Below are 21,822 nucleotides of genomic sequence, written 5' to 3' on the forward strand. Positions count from 1 at the left end.
CCTCTACTATAAAGGCATCCTTTCTTTCATTCTGTTACAATTTTACAGCCAACCTTGCTTTGGACACAAGGTTATAAGGAATTTCTACAGTTTTCTTTCGTGTTTTATCCATATACTCAATGGTCAAAACATCCTCTTCAAAACCTACCAAGTTTCCCTCAAAGACCTTTTGCTTTTCAACAGCCTTATACAAGCTGATATTGACATACTTGCCAACAGCTCCTTCGAGTGCTTCCTTGGTTTTCAATGGTCTCTCCAAGCCAGGACTGGTAACTTCTAAAAAGTACTGTTCTGGAAATGGGTCTGGTTTGATTTGATCCAATAGCGGGCTAATGATTTCTGTCAAATCCGCTGTATCATTCAGTGTGATCCCTTCTGGTTTGTCTACGAAAATGCTTAAGACGTAGTCACCACCCATTTTGCCATATTCAACATCGACCAATTCAAATGGTTCCTGGATGGCAGGCTGAATCACTTCTGTTACTAAGTCAACAATCGTTGCGATGGTTGCCACCTCCTCATAGATAAGAGGCGAAGATATTTCCCCGCCTCTCCTTTTCTATTCATTTAAGGTATTATAACACGATTCCCCAATGATTGCAAGGAATATGCTAAAACTGTGCTTCTACACGGTAAATGACCTGTCCTTTACTTGAGAACTTTTTCTCATATTCCGTCATGACATTCCCCTCAAAATCACTAGCATGAAGGTCTAGCCAGACTCCCTTCAAAGTCATACCATACTGTGAAAAGCTCACCAAACTGTATTCAAACAGACCTCGATTATCTGTTTTAAAGTGAATCTCCCCATGTTCTGGAAGAATTTGCTTGAAGGTATCCAAGAAAGTCTTGTAAGTCAAGCGACGCTTCTCATGACGTTTCTTTGGCCATGGATCTGAAAAATTCAGATAGAGTTGATCAATTTCCCCATCTTCAAAATAGTTGGTCAAGCTATCTCCGTCTACCCAAAGCAATTTAATGTTAGGAACATCAGCTTCTAAGACCTTATCTAAAGCATAACTCAAGACCGATTTTTGAATATCAATTCCGATGTAGTTGATCTCTGGATTGGCCTTGGCCATTCCAGTAATAAAGGCCCCTTTTCCGCTACCCACTTCGATATGAATAGGATGGTCATTCCCGAAAATTTCATGCCATTTTCCCTTGGCATCTTCTGGATTTAGGACCACATATTGCGGGTTCGCTTCTAATAATTCAGTCGCTCCCTTGCGATTTCTAACTCTCATATTTCCTTTCCATATTTCAACCGGAAATTGCGCAGAGCATAGATCTCGCGATTGACATTTTCTAAATCATTATTTTCATAGTATTTAGCAATTTGGCACAAGAAAGAGTATTGACCAAACCAATAGAGTTTATCAAATACTTTTTGATTGTACTTGTAGCCATAATAGCCTAACCAATCGCGCCAATTAGAATCTGGGATATAGTGACTCAAGATATGCGCCACATCCAACATCCGGTCTGTCAAACGAACAGAGTCCCAATCGACTAGATAAATCAAGCCGCTCTCTGTCTCAATCCAGTTACTATGACGGACATCCCCGTGGACGATCGTCGCATAATCCTCCCGAAAGGCAGGCACTGTCTTCCGTAAATTCTTTACGACTGATTGGATATAGTGGTTCTGACGTAGGGCAATTGGCAACCGGTTGCTCCAAGAATTGAGCAATTCTAATGGAGATTCCACAGGATAGCCAAGTTTTTTCAATTGGGTCATCAAAGGTCTAGAACGGTGCAATCTCGTTAAAATATTGACCACTTGTTTTTTCGACATCCCATTTGGCGTGAGAATTTCCCCATTCAACCATTCTTGGGCACTCATCACATTTCCATCTGGCAATCGTCGACTCCATAACAATTGAGGAGCAATCTGTTCTTTTGCTAGACCCGCAAGGATTGGGGTCGTATTCATTTTTACAAAAACGCGCCCACCATCTGGGTAGGTCCCCATGTAGGCCTTCCCACTCTTCCCAGGAATTGGGGTGAGGCTTAGCTCTTTTTCATTCGAGTCCATCTTTTCCTCCGTAAAAAGTTTCCAATCTATTTTACTAATTTTAACGACTTTCGTCAACCAAGCGCGCCATCTTAAATGGAAGATAGAGTAGGATTAAAGCAACTGTATAAGCCAATAAGCCTAACAACAGGACTTTATCTGAAATAAAGACCAGGCCAATTCCCCCTTCTATCACCGTTATCATCCCCATGACCAGCTGAATCGTTTTGTTCAACCCTGCCTTTTTACTGCCCTTTTTCATCGGGAAAAGGAGGGTCAAGGGTTGGTAATCAAAAGCACTGTAAAGCCCCAGTAATTGAAAAATAACCAAGTAATTGAGCAAGGCTACAAGGGCAATCACTACGAGGGGTTGGGGAATAAAGATGATAGCGAGAATGGAAAGAGCCAAGAGTCGTAGAGTCATAGAGAAAAGATCTCCATTCCGTAGGAAGGAGCGCATATATAAGTGAAGCCAAGTATTGCTATGTGTTTTGGGAAGAAGCCCTAAGAAACCATCCAAGTACGCTCTTCTTTTGACACTGTTAGTAATACCTTTCACCGTTGTAAACAAGGCAAAGAAGCGAAGAATCAATTGTTTCCTTGCATTCTCACGAGCAATAGCCAAGGGCCAATTTAAATTTTCATCCTGGTAGAAACGCGCTTCCTTCCAGCTAAAAACAGCCCCTTTAGCCACCCCTAAGACAAGGATATAAGCTACAATAGCAAGTTTATCCAGCCCTGTTGCCAGAAGAAGAGGCACAAATAATAGAAGGACAACACTTTGAATCAAAAACCAAAACACAAAAGACTTCTTGGCCTGCCCTTTGACATAACGTTTCACTTCCTCTTCCTTTACCAAAAGGAATAAAGCATCGGGCTTCTCTAAGTAGGTCGCAATGGAGCCAATCGGAACCAAGAGGAGCAAGCCAATCATGAGACTCCAGCGGATCAGGCTTGTATCTTTGGGTAGATCTTGCAAGAATTGGCTGTATTGAACCGCCAAAAATCCTATGAAAATCAACATAAAGAGAACGAAATGATCATTGAGAACATAGCGGCTATATTTTACACATTGAGTTCGAAACGTTTCTTGCCGTTTTTTCATCAACTCTTTCATGCTGTTTCCTCTTCTGTCAAGGTCATGTAGATATCATTTAGACTTGCTTTCTCATCCCCAAAAGTTGAACGCAGCTCGTCCAAGGTCCCTTTTGCTCGGACCTGACCCTTATGGAGGATCACAAAACCATCACACATCTTTTCAGCCGAATCCAGAACGTGGGTACTCATCAAAATCGATTTTCCTTTTGCTTTCTCATCTGCCAATAACTGAATCAAATCTGCAATCGCAACAGGATCCAATCCCAAAAAGGGTTCATCGACAATATAAAGACTTGGATCCACTGCATAGGCGCAAATAATCATGACCTTTTGCTTCATCCCTTTTGAAAACTGGGTCGGGAACCAATCTAATTTTTCAGCCAAACGAAATCGTTCCAACAAAGGCTGGACGCGCACCATGACCTGATCCATGTCTAAATCATAGGCCATAGCTACGGTTTCGATATGCTCTCTCAAGGTTAATTCTTCATATAGGCTAGGGGTTTCTGGAATATAGCCAATTTTTTTACGATAGTCAGTTGGAGCTTCTGGAAGACTCAAGCCGTCAATCCGTACTTCCCCAGCATAAGGATGCAGGAGACCAATAATTTCATTAATCGTGGTTGACTTCCCAGCTCCATTTAGTCCAATCAAACCAATCAGTTGGCCATCCGGAACTGAAAAACTCACCTCTTTCAGGACAGGGATGTTGACATAGCCCCCTGTCAACTTGTTGATTTCTAACATATTTTCTCCGATTTCTGGTATAATGTTCTTATATTATAACAAAATTTAGTCTAAAAGAGGTGTATTTATGGTTGACGATTGTATTTTTTGTAAGATTATAGCTGGCGACATTCCTTCCTCCAAAGTCTATGAGGACGAGGAAGTCCTCGCATTTTTGGACATCTCTCAGGTTACACCAGGTCATACGTTAGTGGTTCCAAAAAAACACGCTCGCAACCTCTTAGAGATGGACGAAACCGCCACAGCTCAACTATTTGCACGTGTTTCTAAAGTTGCAAAAAAAGTAGAAGCTGCTACCCAAGCTAAGGGAATGAATATCATCAGCAACATGGAAGAAGTTTCTGGACAAACCGTATTTCACACACATGTCCACATTATCCCCCGCTATTCCGATCAAGATGAGCTTGCCATTTCATTTACTGAACACGAGCCTAATTTTGAACAACTAGCAGTTCTCGCAGAAACCATCAAAAACAGTTAAAAAGGAGGCCATATGAAACTCAAAAATCTCTTTTGGTTTGCAACAGGAGCTAGCATTAGCTACCACCTAGTAAAAAACCGCAAAGAAATTAAAACAGAGGTGACTGAATCCAGCCAATTGGTCAAGGGAATTCAAGATAACCTAGCAAAAATCCAACGCAATCTGGATATTATCCAAGACCAAAAGACCAATCTTCAAGAATTGGTAACGGATTTCCAATACAAGACCAAACTATTTAGTCAACAAGCAACAGCCTCTCTAAAAGAAATTCAAGACATCTGGCAACCAAGTAAAAACGATTGAGAAAACTCAATCGTTTTTTTCTTATTCTGAAGGTACCGTAGGTGTCACACTGCTCGACTCTGTAGCTGCAGGAGCAACTGGTGTCACTGGTGCAACAGAACTTTGAGGCGTCACCACTCCCGTATCCTGGGTCGATGGTACAACTGGTAATTGATTAAACTCTTGGTAAACAGGTGCTTCCTCAGATGATGCCGCTGGCGTATCATTTTGAGAAGAAGTATTCTTCAACTCTTCATCTCCATCTAATAGGTAAGCATTGGTTTTCAATGTTTTAATTTCTTTCAGACCCAAAGCTTTGCGGATGATATTTTGAATTTTCAAGAGATGTTTTGAAGTGACAATCTGATAACTTCCGCCATCTGCTAAGGTGGCATCTTCTCCTTTCAGCTGGTACTGATGAATCGTTGAAAGGGCATCTTTATATCCTAACAATTGAAGAAGACTGTTGCTATCAAGTGAAATGTTGGTTTGCATATTGTCACTAACAGACTCAATGATTCCTTTGTAGTGACTCAAACTATTGAGGCTTAAAACTTTCTCAACAATCTTTTTGATCACTTCACGTTGGCGTTTTTGACGTCCATAGTCTCCTTCTGGGTCTTGGTAGCGCATCCGTGAATAAACGAGAGCTTGGTCCCCATTAATCTCCTGACGTCCTGGTGCGATCTTAGCCGTATATTCTGGCTCATTTTCCTCGATCGAGATATCGAAGTCAAATGGATTGTTGACCGTGATACCACCAACCTTATCCACTAATTGAACCAGTCCCTTCATATTGATCATGACATAGCGGTCAATATGGATATTCAAAAGATCTTGAATGGTCTTAATGGCTAACTTGGCACCGCCTTGAGCATAAGCCGAATTCAATTTTGCTTGGACCGTTTCGCCATCTGAAGTAATATTGGTTAGGATATCTCTTTCCAAACTCGTCATGGTTGTTTCTTTTGTTTGAGGATTAACAGTCACCAAAATCATGGTATCACTATTTCCGGCCCAAGGATCTTCCCGAGAACCGCTACCTGTATCAACCCCCATCAAAAGGATGGTCATCGGCTTGTTTTCTGCAATGACATTGGTCTCATTTCCAAAGCCCTTATAAGTCTTACTGAGGGTCCCTGTTGTTTGATTGAGGATAGTGAGGCCATAGGCCCCGATCCCAATCACTATTACCGTCAATAAGCTCAAAAACATCAAAATAATTTTTTTAACCATTTAGAATCTCTCTCTAATCTATCAGTTTCCCCATAAGGTAAACATCTAAGAATTCTCCTTCAGCTGAACAAGCTCCACGAGCTTGGCAACCTTCGATCTCAAAACCTAATTTTTTATACAGGTGAACCGCTCGTTCATTGCGCACTTGGACATTCAAGACTAGTTTCCTAAGAACACCGGTCGAGTGCGCCCACTCGATCCCTTCTTCTAACAAGATCTGTCCAAGTCCTTGATTCCAATAAGCTTTGCGAACCACAATAAAGACATCACCAATATGCCGAACAGACCGTTGAGAAGCCGCAGTGATATTTAACAAAGCTGCCAGTTCCTGATCTAGAAATAACAAGAGGCAAATCCGGTTATCCGCCATCTCTTGCACCATCAGAAATTGTTCCATGTCTGCTGGAGACATGCCAATTCCAGCTTCATCTAGCGTCATGTAATCTGACTCTTTCCCAACTTGATTTAAGAAATCAACGACAAGAGCCGCATCTGCACTGTCAGCTTGCCGAACTTCTACTGTCACTTCCTTTTCCTTAGTCATCCGTTTTTTCCACCTGCTCAAAGGATGTCAGTAAAGCTTCTGCACGCGCTCCATGAGCTTCAAAAGCTAACTCTCGCCCATCTTCTAATTTTCGGATAAAAATTTTTAGATAAGCATCCGAAAGACTCGGCTCAATCAGCTCTCCCCATTCAATAATGGTAGCACCATCTCCAAATAGAAAATCATCTAAATCAATAGAATCTGGATCATTCCCAATCCGGTAAACATCCAAATGGTATAAAGGCAAGCGACCTTCGTATTCACGAACAATGGTATAGGTCGGGCTTTTAATCATCTGATCAATCCCTAACCCCTTTGCAATTCCCTTGGTAAAGGTCGTTTTTCCTGCCCCTAGATCACCTGATAAGATGATCACGTCTTGCTTTTCTAAGAGTTTTCCTAGCTGTTTTCCTAGAGCGATCAGCTCCGTTTCATTGTGACTAATCATTTCTCTATTATACCAAACTTTTTAAAAATCTGCTCTTTCTTTTAGCAATTGTTCGACTCCGGTTTGTTTTTGAGAAAAAGGAATCAAAGAAAACAGGAAACTCTCCCATTCATTCCCTCAATCCATCTAAAAAGGAATGGGAGACAACTCCCATTCCTTTTTGGCACTTTTCTGATACTTAATTCAAGGCCATACTAACGTAGTTTAAAATAAAGAGAACATCTAAAATCCAAATCATGCTGTGCACTTCTTTGGCTTCTCCTTTAACCACTTTCACTAAGCTATAGGTGATAAATCCAGCAGCGATCCCTTGTGTAATCGAGTAGCTGAAGCCCATAAAGATAGAGGTGAAGAAGGCAGGAACTGCTTCTGACATATCTTCCCAATGGATATTTTTCAAGCCACTCAACATCATGATCCCAACAACAATCAAAATTGGAGCTGTAGCAGCGGTCGGTACAATCGCCAACAAAGGACTAAAGAGACTTGAAATAGCAAAACAGATTGCCACAACCAAGGCTGTCAAACCAGTGCGTCCACCAGCTCCAATACCAGCTGCAGATTCAACATACGTCGTTACGTTTGAAGTTCCTGCAATAGCTCCGACTGAAGTCGCTACAAGGTCTGAATAGAGGGCCTTATCTAATTTCGCTGATTGATGGTTTTCCCCATTTGTCGCAACAATCCCAACTTTTTCACCCGTACCGATTAAAGTTCCAATTGTATCAAAAATATCCGTCAAGGAGAAGGCTAAGATTGCCATTAAGGTCTCAGGCAAACGAGACGTATTGGAAATCAACGAACCCAATCCTTTTGATCCCAAAGCTTGACCAAAGATCGTGCCTAAATCATTAAAGGCAGCTCCTAGATGATTACTTGCAAAGTCAATTTTAGTGATATCAACCACATGGATGAGAATTCCAAGTACAGTCGTTGCTAAGATAGAAAGGATAATCCCTCCCTTAATCCCTTTGACAACAAAGAAAATAGTAATCGCAAGACCAACAAGAGCCAAGAGGACAGCCGGATTGTTAAAATCAACCAATCCAGGAACAGCAGATGCATTGGCTGAGATCGTTGCATTCGCCTTATCTGCTCCTTCTCCGACCACTGTATAGGTATGAGGGTCAATCGTGAATTTCAAAAATCCCGCATTCTTAATTCCAACATAGGCCAAGAAAATCCCGATCCCCGCTGAAATAGCAGACCGAAGAGCTGTCGGAATCGATTCGATGATCATCTTCCGAACATTTGTCAATGTGATAATCAATGAAATCACTCCACAAATGAAGACCATCCCCAAAGCTTCCTGCCATGAGTAGCCCATACCAAATACAACGGTAAAGGTAAAGAAGGCATTCAAGCCCATTCCTGGTGCTTGTGCATACGGTAAATTGGCATAAAAAGCCATCATCAAGGTTCCGACAACAGATCCAATAATCGTTGCAAGGAAGACCCCTTGAGCTGGCATACCTGTTTGTGACAACATTTGCGGATTTACGAAGAGGATATAACTCATCGCAAAAAAGGTTGTCAAACCAGCAAGAACCTCTGTTCGAACAGTGGTTCCATGTTCTGAAAGTTTAAAAAACTTATCCATTTCAGAATAAACTCCTTTTTCATCATTCTCGCTCCCAATCAATTTGCGAACGTTATTTCTATTTTACCAAAAGATCTTTCGCCTTTCAAGAAATCCTACTTCTCTTCTCGATTTTTGAGCGCTTTTCCGATTTTTCTGATATAATGGTCTCATTCTTCTCGAAAGGAACTGAATTATGCATAAAAAGATGATCGCTCTAGATTTAGACGGCACCCTCTTAAATTCCGAAAGCAAATTGAGCGACTTTACTATTGATACGATTAAAAAAATTAGTGCTCTTGGCCATAAAGTTATTATTACAACAGGCCGCCCCTACCGTATGGCGCACACCTATTACAAACAGCTAGAGCTAGATACTCCGATGATCAATTTTAACGGCTCCCTAACGCATCTCCCTGAGAAAAAATGGGCGGATGAACAATGTTTGACTTTAGATAAAAAATACCTGTTAGATATGGTCGCTAACCGAGACACCATCCAAGCGGACTTTATCGCTGGCGAATACCGCAATAAATTCTTTATTACCGATCCAAATGAGCACGTTGCAGATCCTAAACTATTCGGTATTGAATCTTTCCAACCAGAAAATCAATTCAATCCCAAACGGGTAACGAGCGACCCAAACTGTATCCTCTTTCAAACGAAAGCGGAAGACAAATATGCTCTGGCAGATGAAATGAATCGGCATTATGACTACAATCTGTCTATCAATACTTGGGGTGGTCCCTTAAATATTCTGGAATGCAATCCAAAAAATGTGACCAAAGCTTCTGCTCTGACCTACCTTCTGGATAAACTCAATATGGATCAGAAGGATTTGATTGCCTTTGGAGACGAGCACAACGATACCGACATGCTAGCTCTCGCTGGTCATGGATACGCTATGAAAAATGCCAGCTCCGTCCTTCTCCCATATGCAGACTCCATCACAGATTTCACCAATAACGAAGACGGTGTAGCGCGCCAACTCATTCAATTATTCTTATAATAGGAACAGACATGAGTTATCCCCTCATGTCTTTTTCTTCGCCAAATACTTAATCGGTTAATCAATACCCTCCTTTTTTTCCATTTTTTTATTGTTCAATAGATAAGTTTGTGATATTATTAACATAGTTATTAAAGAAGCGCTTTCAAAAAATGCTAAATCGCTTCTCGTTCACTTAAGGAGGAACAAAATGAAAGCTGTTGTTGTTAATCCAGAAGGTACTGGTGTTGAAATCGTTGCAAACAAAGACATGCGTCCACTTGAAACAGGGGAAGCACTTGTTCAAATCGAATACTGTGGTGTCTGCCACACTGACTTGCACGTTGCTCACGGGGACTTCGGTAAAGTTCCAGGCCGTGTTCTTGGACACGAAGGAATCGGTATTGTTAAAGAAGTTGCTCCAGATGTCAAGAGCCTAAAAGTTGGGGATCGTGTCAGTGTCGCATGGTTCTTCGAAGGATGTGGAACTTGTGAATACTGTACAACTGGTCGTGAAACTCTTTGCCGTACTGTAAAAAATGCTGGTTACTCTGTTGATGGAGGAATGGCTGAACAATGTATCGTTACTGCAGATTACGCAGTGAAAGTACCTGAAGGATTAGATCCAGCCCAAGCTTCTTCTATTACCTGTGCAGGTGTTACAACTTACAAAGCCATCAAAGAAGCCAAAGCTGAACCAGGACAATGGATCGTTATCTATGGAGCTGGTGGACTAGGAAACTTGGCTGTTCAATATGCTAAGAAAGTCTTCAACGCACATGTCATCGCTGTCGATATCAACAATGATAAACTAGAATTGGCGAAAGAAGTTGGTGCAGACTTTGTCATCAACGGTCGCGAAGTTGAAGATGTCCCAGGATTGATCAAAGAAAAAACAAATGGTGGAGCTCACTCTGCTGTCGTAACAGCTGTTTCTAAAGTAGCTTTCAACCAAGCAGTAGATTCTGTTCGTGCAGGTGGCCGCGTGGTCGCAGTTGGTCTTCCTTCTGAAATGATGGACCTCAGCATTGTGAAAACTGTATTAGATGGTATCCAAGTCATTGGTTCTCTTGTAGGAACTCGTAAAGATTTAGAAGAAGCTTTCCAATTTGGTGCAGAAGGCTTGGTCGTTCCTGTCGTTCAAAAACGTCCAGTGGAAGATGCTGTCAAAGTCTTTGACGAAATGGAAGCTGGAACCATTCAAGGACGTATGGTACTTGACTTTACAAACTAAACAACTGAACCTACAGGACTAGCCCAGTTGGGCTAGTCTTTTTGAGTGCTCTCAATCACTCTATTTTACAATTTATTATATATTTATTTTTTATTTTTGCGGATATAGATCGATTGTTGGAATATTTTTATTGAAATTCAAATCCTATGAAACTTACATATCATTGATTTCTTCTGCCATCATCAACTAATAAACAAGAGCCATTCAATAGCATTTAATTTTTATTTACCGATAATTTAATATAATAAATTAATGTTTTTACATCGAGATTTTGATAGAAAAATTGACTTAAGTGTGGAAACGATTTATAATAAAGTAGCTTAAAGTTTTCTTAAACTGAAAGTCAAACAAATTTTATAAGGAGGAATGTCAATAATGAGTATTGGTATCATTATTGCTAGCCACGGTGAATTTGCAGCTGGAATCCACCAATCCGGCTCGATGATCTTTGGGGATCAAGAGAAAGTTCAAGTGGTTACGTTCATGCCAAGTGAAGGCCCGGATGATCTCTATGCTAAATTCAATGCAGCTGTTGCCGCATTTGATGCAGAAGATGAAGTCTTGGTTTTGGCTGACCTTTGGAGTGGTTCTCCATTTAACCAAGCAAGTCGCGTCATGGGAGAAAATCCAGATCGTAAATTTGCGATCATCACAGGATTGAACCTTCCGATGTTGATTCAAGCTTATACAGAACGTTTGATGGATGCAAATGCCGGCGTTGATCAAGTCGCTGCAAACATCATCAAGGAAGCAAAAGACGGTGTCAAAGCCCTTCCAGAAGAATTGAATCCTGTTGAAGAAGCTAGTACAGCCGCTGCTGCTCCTGTAGCCCAAGCTGCTATTCCAGAAGGAACGGTTATCGGAGATGGAAAACTCAAGATTAACCTTGCCCGCTTAGATACACGTCTTCTTCATGGACAAGTCGCAACTGCTTGGACACCTGATTCAAAAGCCGATCGGATCATTGTTGCTTCAGATTCTGTTGCCAAAGATGAACTCCGTAAGGAATTGATCAAACAAGCGGCACCAAATGGTGTGAAAGCAAACGTTGTCCCAATTCAAAAATTGATCGACGTTGCAAAAGATCCACGTTTTGGAAATACCCATGCTTTGATCTTATTTGAAACACCTCAAGATGCTCTTCGCGCCATCGAAGGTGGTGTTCCGATTAAAACCTTGAACGTTGGTTCAATGGCCCACTCAACTGGTAAAACCATGGTGAACAATGTGTTATCAATGGATAAAGATGATGTGGCTACATTTGAAAAAATGCGTGATCTTGGAGTAGAATTTGACGTCCGTAAAGTGCCAAATGACTCTAAGAAAGATTTGTTTGACTTAATTAACAAAGCTAACGTTCAATAATCGATTACTTACGAAAGGATTTTAAACATGTCTATTATTTCTATGGTATTAGTGGTCGTTGTTGCCTTCTTAGCAGGTCTTGAAGGTATCCTTGACCAATTCCAATTCCACCAACCCCTTGTTGCTTGTACCTTAATCGGTTTGGTAACAGGTAATTTGACTGCTGGCATTATGCTTGGTGGTTCACTTCAATTTATTGCACTTGGCTGGGCAAACATTGGTGCCGCAGTTGCACCCGATGCTGCCCTTGCATCTGTCGCTGCTGCCATCATCATGGTACTTGGGGGAGACTTCAGTACAAAAGGAATCGCTGTCGCTCAAGGTGTCGCTATTCCACTTGCAGTTGCTGGTCTTTTCTTGACCATGATTGTCCGTACCCTCTCCGTTGGTTTGGTCCACACTGCCGACGCCGCCGCTAAAAAAGGTGATATCAAAGGCGTAGAACGCGCTCACTTTGTGGCCCTTCTTCTTCAAGGTCTTCGTATCGCCATTCCTGCAGCCCTCTTGTTGATGATTCCTGCTGAAACTGTCAAAACTGCTCTTGAACAAATGCCAAAATGGCTCTCTGATGGAATGCAAATCGGTGGTGGTATGGTTGTAGCCGTTGGTTATGCCATGGTTATCAACATGATGGCGAGCCGTGAAGTATGGCCATTCTTTGCCATCGGTTTTGCTCTTGCAGCCGTTAGCCAATTAACTTTGATCGCTCTTGGAGCAATTGGTGTTGCCCTTGCCTTGATCTACCTTACTCTTTCTAAGAAAGGTGGCAATGGAGGTGGCGGTGCCGCTACTTCTAACGATCCAATTGGCGACATTCTCGAAGACTATTAAGAAAGGTGTGACACTATCATGACTGAAAAATTACAATTATCTAAATCAGATCGTCAAAAAGTTTGGTGGCGTTCAACCTTCTTGCAAGGTTCTTGGAACTATGAACGGATGCAAAACTTGGGTTGGGCTTACTCATTGATCCCAGCTATCAAAAAACTCTACACAAAGAAAGAAGACCAAGCGGCTGCTCTTGAGCGTCACATGGAATTCTTTAACACTCACCCATACGTTGCCGCTCCTATCATCGGGGTAACGCTTGCTCTTGAAGAAGAAAGAGCAAACGGTGCCGCTATTGACGATGCTGCCATCCAAGGGGTTAAAATTGGTATGATGGGTCCTTTGGCGGGTATCGGAGATCCAGTCTTCTGGTTTACAGTACGTCCAATTCTTGGGGCTCTTGGTGCATCACTTGCTGCGTCTGGTAACATCCTTGGCCCACTCATCTTCTTTATCGCATGGAATGCGATTCGTATGGCCTTCTTGTGGTACACGCAAGAACTTGGTTACAAAGCAGGTTCTGAAATTACTAAAGATATGTCTGGTGGGATCTTGCAAGACATCACTAAAGGGGCTTCTATCCTTGGGATGTTCATCCTCGCTGTCTTGGTAGAACGTTGGGTATCTATTAAATTCATCTTTAATGTTTCTTCCGTTAAATTAGATGATAAAGCTTATATCCATTGGGATAAACTTCCTGAAGGTTTCAAAGGAATTCAAGAAGCCTTCGCTCAAGTTGGTTCAGGTCTCTCTCAAACACCTGAAAAAGTTACAACTTTCCAACAAAACTTGGATTCATTGATTCCTGGTTTGATGGGATTGCTTCTTACTTTTGCTTGTATGTGGTTGTTGAAGAAAAAAGTATCTCCAATCACTATCATCATCGCTCTCTTTGTAATCGGTGTATTAGCACACGTTGCTGGCTTGATGTAAGCAAAGATCAACTAAAAAGAAGGTTTCGGCCTTCTTTTTATTATGATATAATGGAGTGAACAGCAATACAGGAGGATCTCATGGCTCAATCATTGAATAAAACCGTTGAATTCCATACTACAGGGGTTTCTTACCTTGGAGTGGGGGGAAAGGTTGGAAAAATCCTAGTCGGGAATGCCGCTTTTGAATTTTATGCGGATGCAAATGTAGAAGACTACATCCAAATTCCCTGGCAAGAAATCGAGCGAATCGGAGCCAATGTATCCGGACGTAAAATTAGCCGCCATTTTGAAATCTATATCAGAGAATCAAAATTTCTCTTTGCTTCAAAAGACTCTGGAAAAATTTTAAAGATTGCTCGGGAACATCTGGGAAATGATAAAATTGTCAAACTTCCTACGTTGATCCAAATCATCACGGCTAAAATTAAAAATCTATTTGCAAAATAGGATCTTTTCTTGTATAATAGACGCAAACGGATAAGTAAGTTAAGAGGTTCTTTCAGAAAGTCTGCGGTTGCTGCGAGCAGATAGAAATCTTAATTGAAATTCTACCGTTTCTTTAAAATACAATATCGAATCAAGTGCACACCTGTGAAGTTGGATGGAACCGTGGCTCTGCCACTCCAACACTCTAACAGGTGTGTTTTTTGTTAAAGGAGAAGCTATGTTAGATATTAAACGGATTCGTACAGACTTTGATGCGGTTGCTAAAAAATTGGCAACACGTGGCGTAGATGCAGCTATTTTGAATGAAATGAAAGAAATCGATGCCAAACGTCGAGATATCTTAGTCAAAGTAGAAAATCTCAAAGCAGAGCGTAACACTGTATCTGCTGAAATCGCACAAGCTAAACGCAACAAAGAAAATGCAGATGATAAGATTGCTGCCATGCAAACCCTCTCTGCAGAGGTTAAAGCATTGGATACAGAATTGGCTGAAATCGATGCCAAATTAACTGAATTCACTACTACCCTTCCAAACATCCCTGCTGACAGTGTCCCTGTTGGAGCGGATGAGGATGACAACGTTGAGGTTCGCCGTTGGGGAACTCCTCGCGAGTTTGACTTCGAACCAAAAGCTCACTGGGATTTAGGTGAAGACCTTGATATCCTTGACTGGGAACGCGGGGCTAAAGTTACTGGTGCTCGTTTCCTCTTTTACAAAGGACTTGGAGCTCGCTTAGAACGCGCTATCTACAACTTTATGTTGGACGAACATGGCAAAGAAGGCTACACTGAAGTCATCCCTCCTTACATGGTCAACCATGATTCTATGTTTGGTACTGGTCAGTATCCAAAATTCAAGGAAGATACTTTTGAACTTAGCGATACCAATTATGTCCTCATTCCAACAGCCGAAGTTCCTTTGACAAACTACTACCGCGATGAAATTCTTGATGGGAAAGATCTTCCAATCTACTTCACCGCTATGAGTCCATCTTTCCGTTCAGAAGCTGGTTCAGCTGGTCGTGATACTCGTGGCTTGATCCGTTTGCACCAATTCCATAAGGTTGAAATGGTGAAATTTGCTAAACCAGAAGAATCATATGATGAATTGGAAAAAATGGTTGTCAATGCTGAAAATATCCTTCAAAAACTGAACCTTCCATACCGTGTAGTAGCTCTCTCAACAGGAGACATGGGCTTCTCAGCTGCCAAGACTTATGACTTGGAAGTATGGATTCCAGCGCAAAACACCTACCGTGAAATCTCAAGCTGTTCCAATACAGAAGATTTCCAAGCTCGCCGTGCGCAAATCCGCTACCGTGATGAAGCAGATGGCAAGGTAAAACTCCTTCACACTTTGAACGGTTCTGGATTGGCAGTCGGACGTACCGTCGCTGCTATTCTTGAAAACTACCAAAACGAAGACGGTTCTGTGACCATTCCAGAAGTCCTTCGCCCATATATGGGTGGCGCTGAAGTCATCGCACCAAAATAAAGTTTAAAAAAACTGAGTCTTGCAAATTGCAAGCTCAGTTTTTTAATATTTACGAAAACGTTGGTAGCGTTGCTCCAGAAGATCTTCGAGAGGCAAGGCTTGTAAAACCTTTAACTCTTCCTGTAATTCCTTCTTCACGTTAGCCAGTAATTCTCCATTTGAAAATCCATGCTCGGGAATCACCTTATCGACAATTTCCATATTTAACAATTCGTGAGAAGTAATCTTCATCAACTCTGCTGCTTCCATGGCACGGCTTCCATCTTTCCAAAGAATAGAGGCGAAACCTTCTGGACTCAAGACTGCATAGATAGAGTTCTCAAGCATCCAGACCTTATCTGCTACAGCAAGAGCCAAGGCACCACCAGAACCACCTTCTCCGATGATAATCGCGATAATTGGAACTTTTAAATCACTCATTTCCATGAGGTTGCGGGCAATGGCTTCCCCTTGTCCTCGTTCTTCAGCACCAACACCAGGATAAGCACCCGCTGTATTGATAAAGGTCACAACTGAACGGCCAAATTTCTCCGCTTGCTTCATGAGGCGCAAAGCTTTTCGATAGCCTTCTGGATGGGGTTGCCCAAAATTACGTTTTAGATTATCTTGAAGATTTTTTCCTTTTTGGATTCCAACGACTGTAACCGTTTGATCGCCTAAGCGTCCAATCCCACCAATCACCGCACCATCATCACGGAAGTTTCGATCTCCATGTAATTCGATAAAATCATCAAAAATTCCTTGAGCAAAATCAAGCGCAGTCAATCTTCCTTGGTCACGTGCCTCTTTAATAATCTGTGTTATTTTACTCATGTTTACCTCCATGAAGGGCCAATAATTGTCCAACTGTTGCTCGGATTTGGCTTCTCTCCACGATCAAGTCTACAAATCCGTGTTCTTGTAGAAATTCTGCTTTTTGGAAATCATCTGGTAATTTCTCACGCACAGTTGATTCGATCACGCGCCGACCGGCAAAACCAACCAAGGCCTGACTCTCTGCCATGATAATATCACCTTCCATAGCAAATGAAGCCGTTACCCCACCGGTTGTCGGATCTGTCAATACCGTCAAATAGAATAATTTTTCTTTAGAATGACGTTGAACAGCCGCAGAAATTTTTGCCATTTGCATCAAACTCACGATTCCTTCTTGCATCCGAGCGCCACCGGAAGCGGTAAAGAGAACAACTGGCAATTTTTCTTTTGTCGCAAATTCAAATAAACGAGTAATTTTTTCGCCTACTACAGAACCCATTGAAGCCATGATAAAGTTGGAATCCATGATCCCAAGCGCAACTTTTTGCCCTTTAATCAAAGCAGTTCCAGTCAGGACAGCTTCATCCAGTCCTGTCATTTCCCGCACTGCTGCTAGTTTCTTCTTATAATTTGGGAAATTCAAAGGATCTGTCGTTTCGATTCCTGTAAACATTTCTTCAAAGCTAGCTGGATCCACTGTCAGCGCCAAGCGTTCTTTAGCAGAAATACGGAAGGTATAGCCACAATTCGGGCATACTCGTTCACTACCTAAATCCTTTTGGTAAATGGTATGTTTACAACCTGGGCATTGTGAAAATAGTTCATCAGGAACTTCAGGTTTTGGCTGAGGCTCCTTCCAGGCTGACCTATTCGGATTGATCCGAATATATTTATCTTTTTTAGAAAATAATGCCATTACTTACTCCTTATAATATGCTACAGTATTTGAAGCATTACTATAAAAGCCTGAAACTGTGAAGATGATGTTCATACTTCCCTCACAAGTCCAGGCTTTTTCATCATTCCTTATTATAATTTGGAAGGAATTGTTCCATCAAAAATGCAGTGTCATAATCACCAGCGATCACATGTGAATCTGAAATCAAATCCAACTGGAAACTGCTATTGGTTGTGACACCATCGATTTCCAACTCATAAAGAGCACGCTGCATTTTCATCAGTGCATCAAAGCGATTTTCACCATGGACAATGATCTTGGCAATCATACTATCATAGTATGGTGGAATCGTATAACCAGGATACACAGCAGAATCCACACGCAGGCCAACCCCACCACTTGGAAGATAGAGATTAGTGATCTTACCTGGGCTTGGTGCAAAGTTGAAGGAAGGATTTTCCGCATTGATCCGGCATTCAATCGCATGGCCTTTAATGACAATATCCTCTTGAGTAACGGATAATTCTTGGCCAGCTGCGATTTTAATCTGTTCCTTAACGATATCAACTCCTGTTACAAATTCTGTGACAGGATGCTCCACTTGCACACGGGTATTCATTTCCATAAAGTAGAACTCACCCTTGCCTTCATCATACAAGAATTCAATCGTTCCAGCATTCTCATACCCAACTGATTCAGCAGCCCGAACAGCAGCAGAACCAATTTGATTACGAAGAGTTTTTCCGATAGCAATTGAAGGGGATTCTTCTAGAACTTTTTGATTGTTCCGTTGAAGAGAGCAATCGCGTTCACCTAAGTGAATGACATGTCCATGCTGATCCGCTAAAATCTGTACTTCAATGTGGCGTGCCGGATAAATCACCCGCTCCATATACATGGCACCATTCCCAAAAGCAGCTTGAGCTTCTGAGGAAGCAGATTCAAAAGCAGCAACCAAATCTTCTGGTTTTTCAACCTTCCGAATTCCCTTACCACCGCCTCCTGCAGATGCTTTCAACATCACAGGGTAACCAATACGTTCTGCAATCTCGAGGGCTTCTTCAGCAGTATACACTTCACCATCTGATCCAGGAATAACAGGCACTCCTGCTTTGATCATCTGTTTACGAGCATTAATCTTATCCCCCATCAAATCCATGACTTTAGCAGAAGGACCAATAAATTTAATGCCCACTTCCTCACACATGGTCGCAAATTTTGAGTTTTCACTTAAAAATCCAAAACCAGGATGGATAGCTTCTGCTCCTGTTAGAACAGCTGCAGACAAGACAGCACTCATATTCAAATAAGATTCTGTTGATTTAGCAGGGCCAATACAGACTGCTTCATCCGCTAGTAAGGTATGCAAGGCTTCTTTATCAGCAGTAGAATACACCGCAACCGTCTCGATGCCAAGTTCACGAGCCGCACGAATAATGCGCACTGCAATCTCACCACGATTGGCGATTAAGATCTTACGAAACATAGATAGGCCTTTCTTAATTTCCAATTGCAAAAGTAAGCGTTCCTGAAGCTGCAAGCTTACCGTCTACCTCTGCTTTCGCTTCAACAACAGCAATTGTTCCACGACGTTTGACAAAAGTAGCTGTCATCACCAGTTGATCTCCTGGAACGACTTGTTTTTTAAACTTCACCTTGTCCATCCCTGCATAAAAGACTAATTTCCCTTTATTTTCAGGTTTTGACAACTCTAGTACACCTGCTGTTTGTGCCAAAGCTTCCATGATGAGAACACCTGGCATAACAGGATATTGTGGAAAATGTCCATTAAAAAATGGTTCATTAATTGTCACGTTTTTAATGGCAACAATCGTATCTTCGCTTGTTTCTAAAACGCGATCCACCAAAAGCATTGGGTAACGATGCGGCAAAGCCTCACGAATAGCATTAATATCAATTGTCATTTGATTCGAACCAATCCTTTTCCAAATTCAACCATTTCTTCATTCGTTACCAAAATTTCAGTGACTACCCCATCTTTTGGTGCTGGGACTTCATTCATCACTTTCATGGCTTCGATAATCAAGAGTGTTTGACCCTTAGTAACTTTGTCTCCTACAGATACAAAGGCTGGTTTATCCGGTGCTGGCGACAAGTAAGCCACCCCAACCAATGGACTTTCAACCACATCACCTTCTGCAGCCTGAGCTGGAGCAGCAACTGGTTCAGCCGCTACAGCTGGAGTTGCTGGTGCTTCAACAACAGGGGCTACTACAGGAGTTTGAGGAGTTGCTACCACTTCAACTGCAGGAGCAACCGGTGTAGCCGCAACTGAACTCGTTTGGTTTTTACTCAAATTCAATTCTTCGCCATTATTTTTATATGAGAATTCACGCAAAGTTGACGCATCAAATTGAGCCAACAAATCTTTGATTTCAGAAATATTCATGAATTAACCCTCCCAACGTTTAAAGGCCAGAACAGCATTGTGTCCTCCAAAACCAAAGGTATTTGAGATAGCGTACTGAATATCCGCTTCTTGACCTTCACCATAAACAACGTTTGCTTCGATATAGTCAGACAATTCTTTAGTACCAGCAGTTTTTGGTACAAATCTGTGACGAATCGCTTCGATGGTAGCAATCGCTTCAACCGCACCAGCAGCACCTAACAAGTGTCCTGTAAATGATTTCGTAGATGATACAGGAACTTCTTTACCAAGTACAGAAACAATAGCTCCGCTTTCACCTTTCTCATTGGCAGGTGTAGATGTACCATGAGCATTGACATAATCGACGTCTTCAGGCTTAATACCAGCTTCATTGATCGCTAATTTAATTGCTTTGGCCGCACCTGAACCATCTGGTGTCGGTGTTGTCATATGGTAGGCATCACAGTTTGAACCATAACCAACAATCTCAGCCAAAATGTTAGCACCACGTTTTTGGGCATGTTCCAAACTTTCGATGACAAGAACCCCTGCACCTTCCCCCATCACAAAACCATTACGGTCTTTGTCAAATGGAATAGATGAACGTTCTGGGTCTTCCGTTGTTGAAAGGGCCGTAAGGGCATTGAAACCACCGATACCAATCTTAGTAATCGAAGCTTCAGCACCACCTGCCAAAACAACATCATGCATACCAAATTTAATTTCACGGAAAGCTTCACCAATTGCATCATTGGCAGAAGCACAAGCAGTTGTCACGGATTTACATACCCCTTGAGCCCCAATCTTAAGTGCGATGTTTCCAGCACCCATGTTTGAAAGAGCTTTCGGAATAAACATGGGTTGGATTCTCTTCATCCCACGTTCATGCATCCGGATAATTTGGTCTTCCAATTCTTGCAAACCACCGATACCAGATGATACAATCACACCTACACGATCGCGGTCTTCTTCTTCCATATTCAAGCCTGAATTTTCAATAGCTTCCATCGCAGCATAGATTGCATACAATGAGTACGTATCCATACGATTTTGATCTTTTTTCACGAAATATTTATCGAATGGGAAATCTTGAATTTCACCAGCATTAAAGACTGGAATTTCAGAAGCATCAAATTTCGTAATGGGTTTGATCCCAATTTTTCCTTCATGAAGGCTATTCCAAAATTCTTCTGGTGTATTTCCGATTGGTGAGGTTACACCATAACCTGTAACAACAACACGATTTGTAGACATATATATTCTCCTTTTGTCGGATGGATATTTAAGTAAGTGATTTTCGATCAGTGAGCATTCATTATTGCATAGTCATTCCGCCATCAATGGCAATTGTTTGACCAGTTAAATATTCTTGACCTGCTAAGAAAGCCGCAACTTCTGCCACTTCTTCAGCTTGACCAATTCGTTTCATTGGCACTTGAGCTAGCATGGCATCTTTCATTTTCTCTGGAATAGCATCAGTCATATCTGATTCAATGAAACCAGGTGCAATGGCATTCACACGAACGCCACGAGCCGCAACTTCACGCGCTACTGATTTAGTGAAACCAATCAAACCAGCTTTTGAAGCCGCATAGTTAGCTTGACCGATATTCCCCATTAGACCAACAACAGAGGACATGTTGATAATGGCCCCTTGACGAGCTTTAGACATCGGTTTTAAGACAGCTTGAGTCATATTAAAGGCACCTGTCAAGTTGATTTTCAAGACACGTTCAAAATCTTCTTCAGTCATCTTCAACATCAACTTGTCGTTTGTAATCCCAGCGTTATTGACCAAAACATCAACACTTCCAAGCTTTTCAATTGCTTCAGCTACCATACGTTGAGCATCTTCGCCATTAGAAATATCCCCAGAAATACCAACAACAGTCACACCATAGTCAGCAAACTGTGCAAGCAAGTCCTCAGAAATTTCAGAACGTCCATTTAGGACAACATTGGCACCGAGACTCGCAAATTTATGAGCCACAGCCAATCCAATTCCTCGTGTTGAACCTGTTACAAAAACATTTTTATTTTTAAGTTCCATCT

Annotated in this window: 25 protein-coding genes; 9 read left to right on the forward strand and 16 right to left on the reverse strand. The window is 41.7% G+C overall.

The annotated features are described in order from the left end of the window. Positions 1–34 precede the first annotated feature (34 nt). The 5 genes from rimP to GMC92_RS07100 form a co-directional block, all read right to left on the reverse strand. Positions 35–514 carry a ribosome maturation factor RimP gene (gene rimP / locus GMC92_RS07080; RefSeq protein WP_023920253.1) on the reverse strand — a complete coding sequence of 160 codons (480 nt, stop codon included), beginning with the start codon at positions 512–514 and terminating at the stop codon, positions 35–37. A 97-nt stretch (positions 515–611) separates the two neighbouring features. Continuing rightward, complete coding sequence (gene trmB, locus GMC92_RS07085; protein ID WP_024056398.1) at positions 612–1,247, reverse strand: tRNA (guanosine(46)-N7)-methyltransferase TrmB; 636 nt, start codon at positions 1,245–1,247, stop codon at positions 612–614. Beyond that, positions 1,244–2,038 carry a cell cycle regulator CcrZ gene (ccrZ, locus tag GMC92_RS07090; RefSeq protein WP_003003852.1) on the reverse strand — a complete coding sequence of 265 codons (795 nt, stop codon included), beginning with the start codon at positions 2,036–2,038 and terminating at the stop codon, positions 1,244–1,246. Before ccrZ ends, trmB begins: the two co-directional genes overlap by 4 nt. A 40-nt stretch (positions 2,039–2,078) precedes the next feature. Continuing rightward, entirely contained in the window at positions 2,079–3,134 is a 1,056-nt protein-coding gene (locus GMC92_RS07095) for an ABC transporter permease (protein WP_155200059.1), read from the reverse strand. Beyond that, positions 3,131–3,862, reverse strand: a complete 732-nt coding sequence (locus tag GMC92_RS07100) for an ABC transporter ATP-binding protein (protein WP_045760251.1) — start codon at positions 3,860–3,862, stop codon at positions 3,131–3,133. Before GMC92_RS07100 ends, GMC92_RS07095 begins: the two co-directional genes overlap by 4 nt. A gap of 67 nt (positions 3,863–3,929) precedes the next feature. Here GMC92_RS07100 and GMC92_RS07105 point away from each other — a divergent pair, with 67 nt between their 5' ends. Together GMC92_RS07105 and GMC92_RS07110 are read left to right on the forward strand one after the other, a co-directional pair. Then, a complete protein-coding gene (locus GMC92_RS07105) occupies positions 3,930–4,343 on the forward strand; it encodes an HIT family protein (RefSeq protein WP_003012582.1) in 414 nt (137 codons plus the stop codon). 12 nt (positions 4,344–4,355) lie between these two features. Continuing rightward, positions 4,356–4,646: a hypothetical protein gene (locus GMC92_RS07110; protein WP_003012641.1), complete on the forward strand. Its 291-nt coding sequence runs from the start codon at positions 4,356–4,358 to the stop codon at positions 4,644–4,646. A gap of 21 nt (positions 4,647–4,667) precedes the next feature. On the opposite strand, the gene lytR is transcribed toward GMC92_RS07110, so the two are convergent. From lytR to GMC92_RS07130, 4 genes are all read right to left on the reverse strand, one after another. Further along, positions 4,668–5,861 (reverse strand): glycopolymer--peptidoglycan transferase LytR, encoded by a 1,194-nt coding sequence (gene lytR, locus GMC92_RS07115; RefSeq protein WP_155200060.1) that lies wholly within the window; start codon positions 5,859–5,861, stop codon positions 4,668–4,670. 13 nt (positions 5,862–5,874) lie between these two features. Further along, the gene (locus tag GMC92_RS07120) at positions 5,875–6,405 is read right to left on the reverse strand and encodes a GNAT family N-acetyltransferase (RefSeq protein WP_155200061.1); all 531 of its coding nucleotides are present in this window, start codon (positions 6,403–6,405) and stop codon (positions 5,875–5,877) included. Next, positions 6,398–6,853: a tRNA (adenosine(37)-N6)-threonylcarbamoyltransferase complex ATPase subunit type 1 TsaE gene (tsaE, locus tag GMC92_RS07125; protein ID WP_003010422.1), complete on the reverse strand. Its 456-nt coding sequence runs from the start codon at positions 6,851–6,853 to the stop codon at positions 6,398–6,400. Before tsaE ends, GMC92_RS07120 begins: the two co-directional genes overlap by 8 nt. A 178-nt stretch (positions 6,854–7,031) precedes the next feature. Next, entirely contained in the window at positions 7,032–8,453 is a 1,422-nt protein-coding gene (locus GMC92_RS07130; protein WP_049490983.1) for an NCS2 family permease, read from the reverse strand. Positions 8,454–8,628: 175 nt separating this feature from the next. Here GMC92_RS07130 and GMC92_RS07135 point away from each other — a divergent pair, with 175 nt between their 5' ends. From GMC92_RS07135 to serS, 7 genes are all read left to right on the forward strand, one after another. Then, positions 8,629–9,441 carry a Cof-type HAD-IIB family hydrolase gene (locus tag GMC92_RS07135; RefSeq protein WP_070664898.1) on the forward strand — a complete coding sequence of 271 codons (813 nt, stop codon included), beginning with the start codon at positions 8,629–8,631 and terminating at the stop codon, positions 9,439–9,441. Positions 9,442–9,631: 190 nt separating this feature from the next. After that, complete coding sequence (gene adhP, locus GMC92_RS07140) at positions 9,632–10,654, forward strand: alcohol dehydrogenase AdhP (protein WP_003003874.1); 1,023 nt, start codon at positions 9,632–9,634, stop codon at positions 10,652–10,654. Positions 10,655–11,029: 375 nt separating this feature from the next. Beyond that, positions 11,030–12,019, forward strand: coding sequence for a PTS sugar transporter subunit IIB (locus GMC92_RS07145; RefSeq protein WP_003010431.1), 990 nt, complete (start codon positions 11,030–11,032; stop codon positions 12,017–12,019). Positions 12,020–12,046: 27 nt separating this feature from the next. Beyond that, positions 12,047–12,850, forward strand: a complete 804-nt coding sequence (locus GMC92_RS07150; RefSeq protein WP_155200062.1) for a PTS mannose/fructose/sorbose transporter subunit IIC — start codon at positions 12,047–12,049, stop codon at positions 12,848–12,850. Positions 12,851–12,868: 18 nt separating this feature from the next. Beyond that, a complete protein-coding gene (locus GMC92_RS07155; RefSeq protein WP_155200063.1) occupies positions 12,869–13,780 on the forward strand; it encodes a PTS system mannose/fructose/sorbose family transporter subunit IID in 912 nt (303 codons plus the stop codon). Positions 13,781–13,860: 80 nt separating this feature from the next. Next, positions 13,861–14,229, forward strand: a complete 369-nt coding sequence (locus GMC92_RS07160) for a DUF956 family protein (protein ID WP_155200064.1) — start codon at positions 13,861–13,863, stop codon at positions 14,227–14,229. Between the two features lie 217 nt (positions 14,230–14,446). Then, a complete protein-coding gene (gene serS / locus GMC92_RS07165; RefSeq protein ID WP_155200065.1) occupies positions 14,447–15,724 on the forward strand; it encodes a serine--tRNA ligase in 1,278 nt (425 codons plus the stop codon). A 42-nt stretch (positions 15,725–15,766) separates the two neighbouring features. Here the strand turns inward: serS and GMC92_RS07170 are convergent, their stop codons facing one another. The 7 genes from GMC92_RS07170 to fabG form a co-directional block, all read right to left on the reverse strand. Then, positions 15,767–16,537, reverse strand: coding sequence for an acetyl-CoA carboxylase carboxyl transferase subunit alpha (locus GMC92_RS07170; protein ID WP_155200066.1), 771 nt, complete (start codon positions 16,535–16,537; stop codon positions 15,767–15,769). Then, complete coding sequence (accD, locus tag GMC92_RS07175; protein WP_003003810.1) at positions 16,530–17,396, reverse strand: acetyl-CoA carboxylase, carboxyltransferase subunit beta; 867 nt, start codon at positions 17,394–17,396, stop codon at positions 16,530–16,532. The genes GMC92_RS07170 and accD overlap by 8 nt, the downstream gene beginning before the upstream one ends. A gap of 103 nt (positions 17,397–17,499) precedes the next feature. After that, on the reverse strand, positions 17,500–18,864 hold the full coding sequence (locus GMC92_RS07180; protein WP_003003860.1) for an acetyl-CoA carboxylase biotin carboxylase subunit: 1,365 nt from the start codon (positions 18,862–18,864) through the stop codon (positions 17,500–17,502). Between the two features lie 13 nt (positions 18,865–18,877). Next, complete coding sequence (fabZ, locus tag GMC92_RS07185) at positions 18,878–19,303, reverse strand: 3-hydroxyacyl-ACP dehydratase FabZ (RefSeq protein WP_003004019.1); 426 nt, start codon at positions 19,301–19,303, stop codon at positions 18,878–18,880. Continuing rightward, the gene (gene accB, locus GMC92_RS07190; RefSeq protein WP_049482591.1) at positions 19,300–19,788 is read right to left on the reverse strand and encodes an acetyl-CoA carboxylase biotin carboxyl carrier protein; all 489 of its coding nucleotides are present in this window, start codon (positions 19,786–19,788) and stop codon (positions 19,300–19,302) included. The genes fabZ and accB overlap by 4 nt, the downstream gene beginning before the upstream one ends. 3 nt (positions 19,789–19,791) lie before the next feature. Continuing rightward, positions 19,792–21,024, reverse strand: coding sequence for a beta-ketoacyl-ACP synthase II (gene fabF, locus GMC92_RS07195; RefSeq protein WP_155200067.1), 1,233 nt, complete (start codon positions 21,022–21,024; stop codon positions 19,792–19,794). A gap of 61 nt (positions 21,025–21,085) precedes the next feature. Further along, on the reverse strand, positions 21,086–21,820 hold the full coding sequence (gene fabG, locus GMC92_RS07200; RefSeq protein WP_003010456.1) for a 3-oxoacyl-[acyl-carrier-protein] reductase: 735 nt from the start codon (positions 21,818–21,820) through the stop codon (positions 21,086–21,088). Between the last annotated feature and the right edge of the window lie 2 nt (positions 21,821–21,822).

It is taken from the genome of Streptococcus parasanguinis, from assembly GCF_009717775.1.
GTDB classification, from domain to species: Bacteria; Bacillota; Bacilli; order Lactobacillales; family Streptococcaceae; genus Streptococcus; species Streptococcus parasanguinis_AG.

Bases quoted from the DNA above. Each gene is read 5' to 3' on its own strand.
- trmB (WP_024056398.1), bottom strand. From the start codon at position 1,247: ATGAGAGTTAGAAATCGCAAGGGAGCGACTGAATTATTAGAAGCGAAC.
- ccrZ (WP_003003852.1), bottom strand. From the start codon at position 2,038: ATGGACTCGAATGAAAAAGAGCTAAGCCTCACCCCAATTCCTGGGAAG.
- GMC92_RS07095 (WP_155200059.1), bottom strand. From the start codon at position 3,134: ATGAAAGAGTTGATGAAAAAACGGCAAGAAACGTTTCGAACTCAATGT.
- GMC92_RS07100 (WP_045760251.1), bottom strand. From the start codon at position 3,862: ATGTTAGAAATCAACAAGTTGACAGGGGGCTATGTCAACATCCCTGTC.
- GMC92_RS07105 (WP_003012582.1), top strand. From the start codon at position 3,930: ATGGTTGACGATTGTATTTTTTGTAAGATTATAGCTGGCGACATTCCT.
- GMC92_RS07110 (WP_003012641.1), top strand. From the start codon at position 4,356: ATGAAACTCAAAAATCTCTTTTGGTTTGCAACAGGAGCTAGCATTAGC.
- lytR (WP_155200060.1), bottom strand. From the start codon at position 5,861: ATGGTTAAAAAAATTATTTTGATGTTTTTGAGCTTATTGACGGTAATA.
- GMC92_RS07120 (WP_155200061.1), bottom strand. From the start codon at position 6,405: ATGACTAAGGAAAAGGAAGTGACAGTAGAAGTTCGGCAAGCTGACAGT.
- tsaE (WP_003010422.1), bottom strand. From the start codon at position 6,853: ATGATTAGTCACAATGAAACGGAGCTGATCGCTCTAGGAAAACAGCTA.
- GMC92_RS07130 (WP_049490983.1), bottom strand. From the start codon at position 8,453: ATGGATAAGTTTTTTAAACTTTCAGAACATGGAACCACTGTTCGAACA.
- GMC92_RS07135 (WP_070664898.1), top strand. From the start codon at position 8,629: ATGCATAAAAAGATGATCGCTCTAGATTTAGACGGCACCCTCTTAAAT.
- adhP (WP_003003874.1), top strand. From the start codon at position 9,632: ATGAAAGCTGTTGTTGTTAATCCAGAAGGTACTGGTGTTGAAATCGTT.
- GMC92_RS07145 (WP_003010431.1), top strand. From the start codon at position 11,030: ATGAGTATTGGTATCATTATTGCTAGCCACGGTGAATTTGCAGCTGGA.
- GMC92_RS07150 (WP_155200062.1), top strand. From the start codon at position 12,047: ATGTCTATTATTTCTATGGTATTAGTGGTCGTTGTTGCCTTCTTAGCA.
- GMC92_RS07155 (WP_155200063.1), top strand. From the start codon at position 12,869: ATGACTGAAAAATTACAATTATCTAAATCAGATCGTCAAAAAGTTTGG.
- GMC92_RS07160 (WP_155200064.1), top strand. From the start codon at position 13,861: ATGGCTCAATCATTGAATAAAACCGTTGAATTCCATACTACAGGGGTT.
- serS (WP_155200065.1), top strand. From the start codon at position 14,447: ATGTTAGATATTAAACGGATTCGTACAGACTTTGATGCGGTTGCTAAA.
- GMC92_RS07170 (WP_155200066.1), bottom strand. From the start codon at position 16,537: ATGAGTAAAATAACACAGATTATTAAAGAGGCACGTGACCAAGGAAGA.
- accD (WP_003003810.1), bottom strand. From the start codon at position 17,396: ATGGCATTATTTTCTAAAAAAGATAAATATATTCGGATCAATCCGAAT.
- GMC92_RS07180 (WP_003003860.1), bottom strand. From the start codon at position 18,864: ATGTTTCGTAAGATCTTAATCGCCAATCGTGGTGAGATTGCAGTGCGC.
- fabZ (WP_003004019.1), bottom strand. From the start codon at position 19,303: ATGACAATTGATATTAATGCTATTCGTGAGGCTTTGCCGCATCGTTAC.
- accB (WP_049482591.1), bottom strand. From the start codon at position 19,788: ATGAATATTTCTGAAATCAAAGATTTGTTGGCTCAATTTGATGCGTCA.
- fabF (WP_155200067.1), bottom strand. From the start codon at position 21,024: ATGTCTACAAATCGTGTTGTTGTTACAGGTTATGGTGTAACCTCACCA.
- fabG (WP_003010456.1), bottom strand. From the start codon at position 21,820: ATGGAACTTAAAAATAAAAATGTTTTTGTAACAGGTTCAACACGAGGA.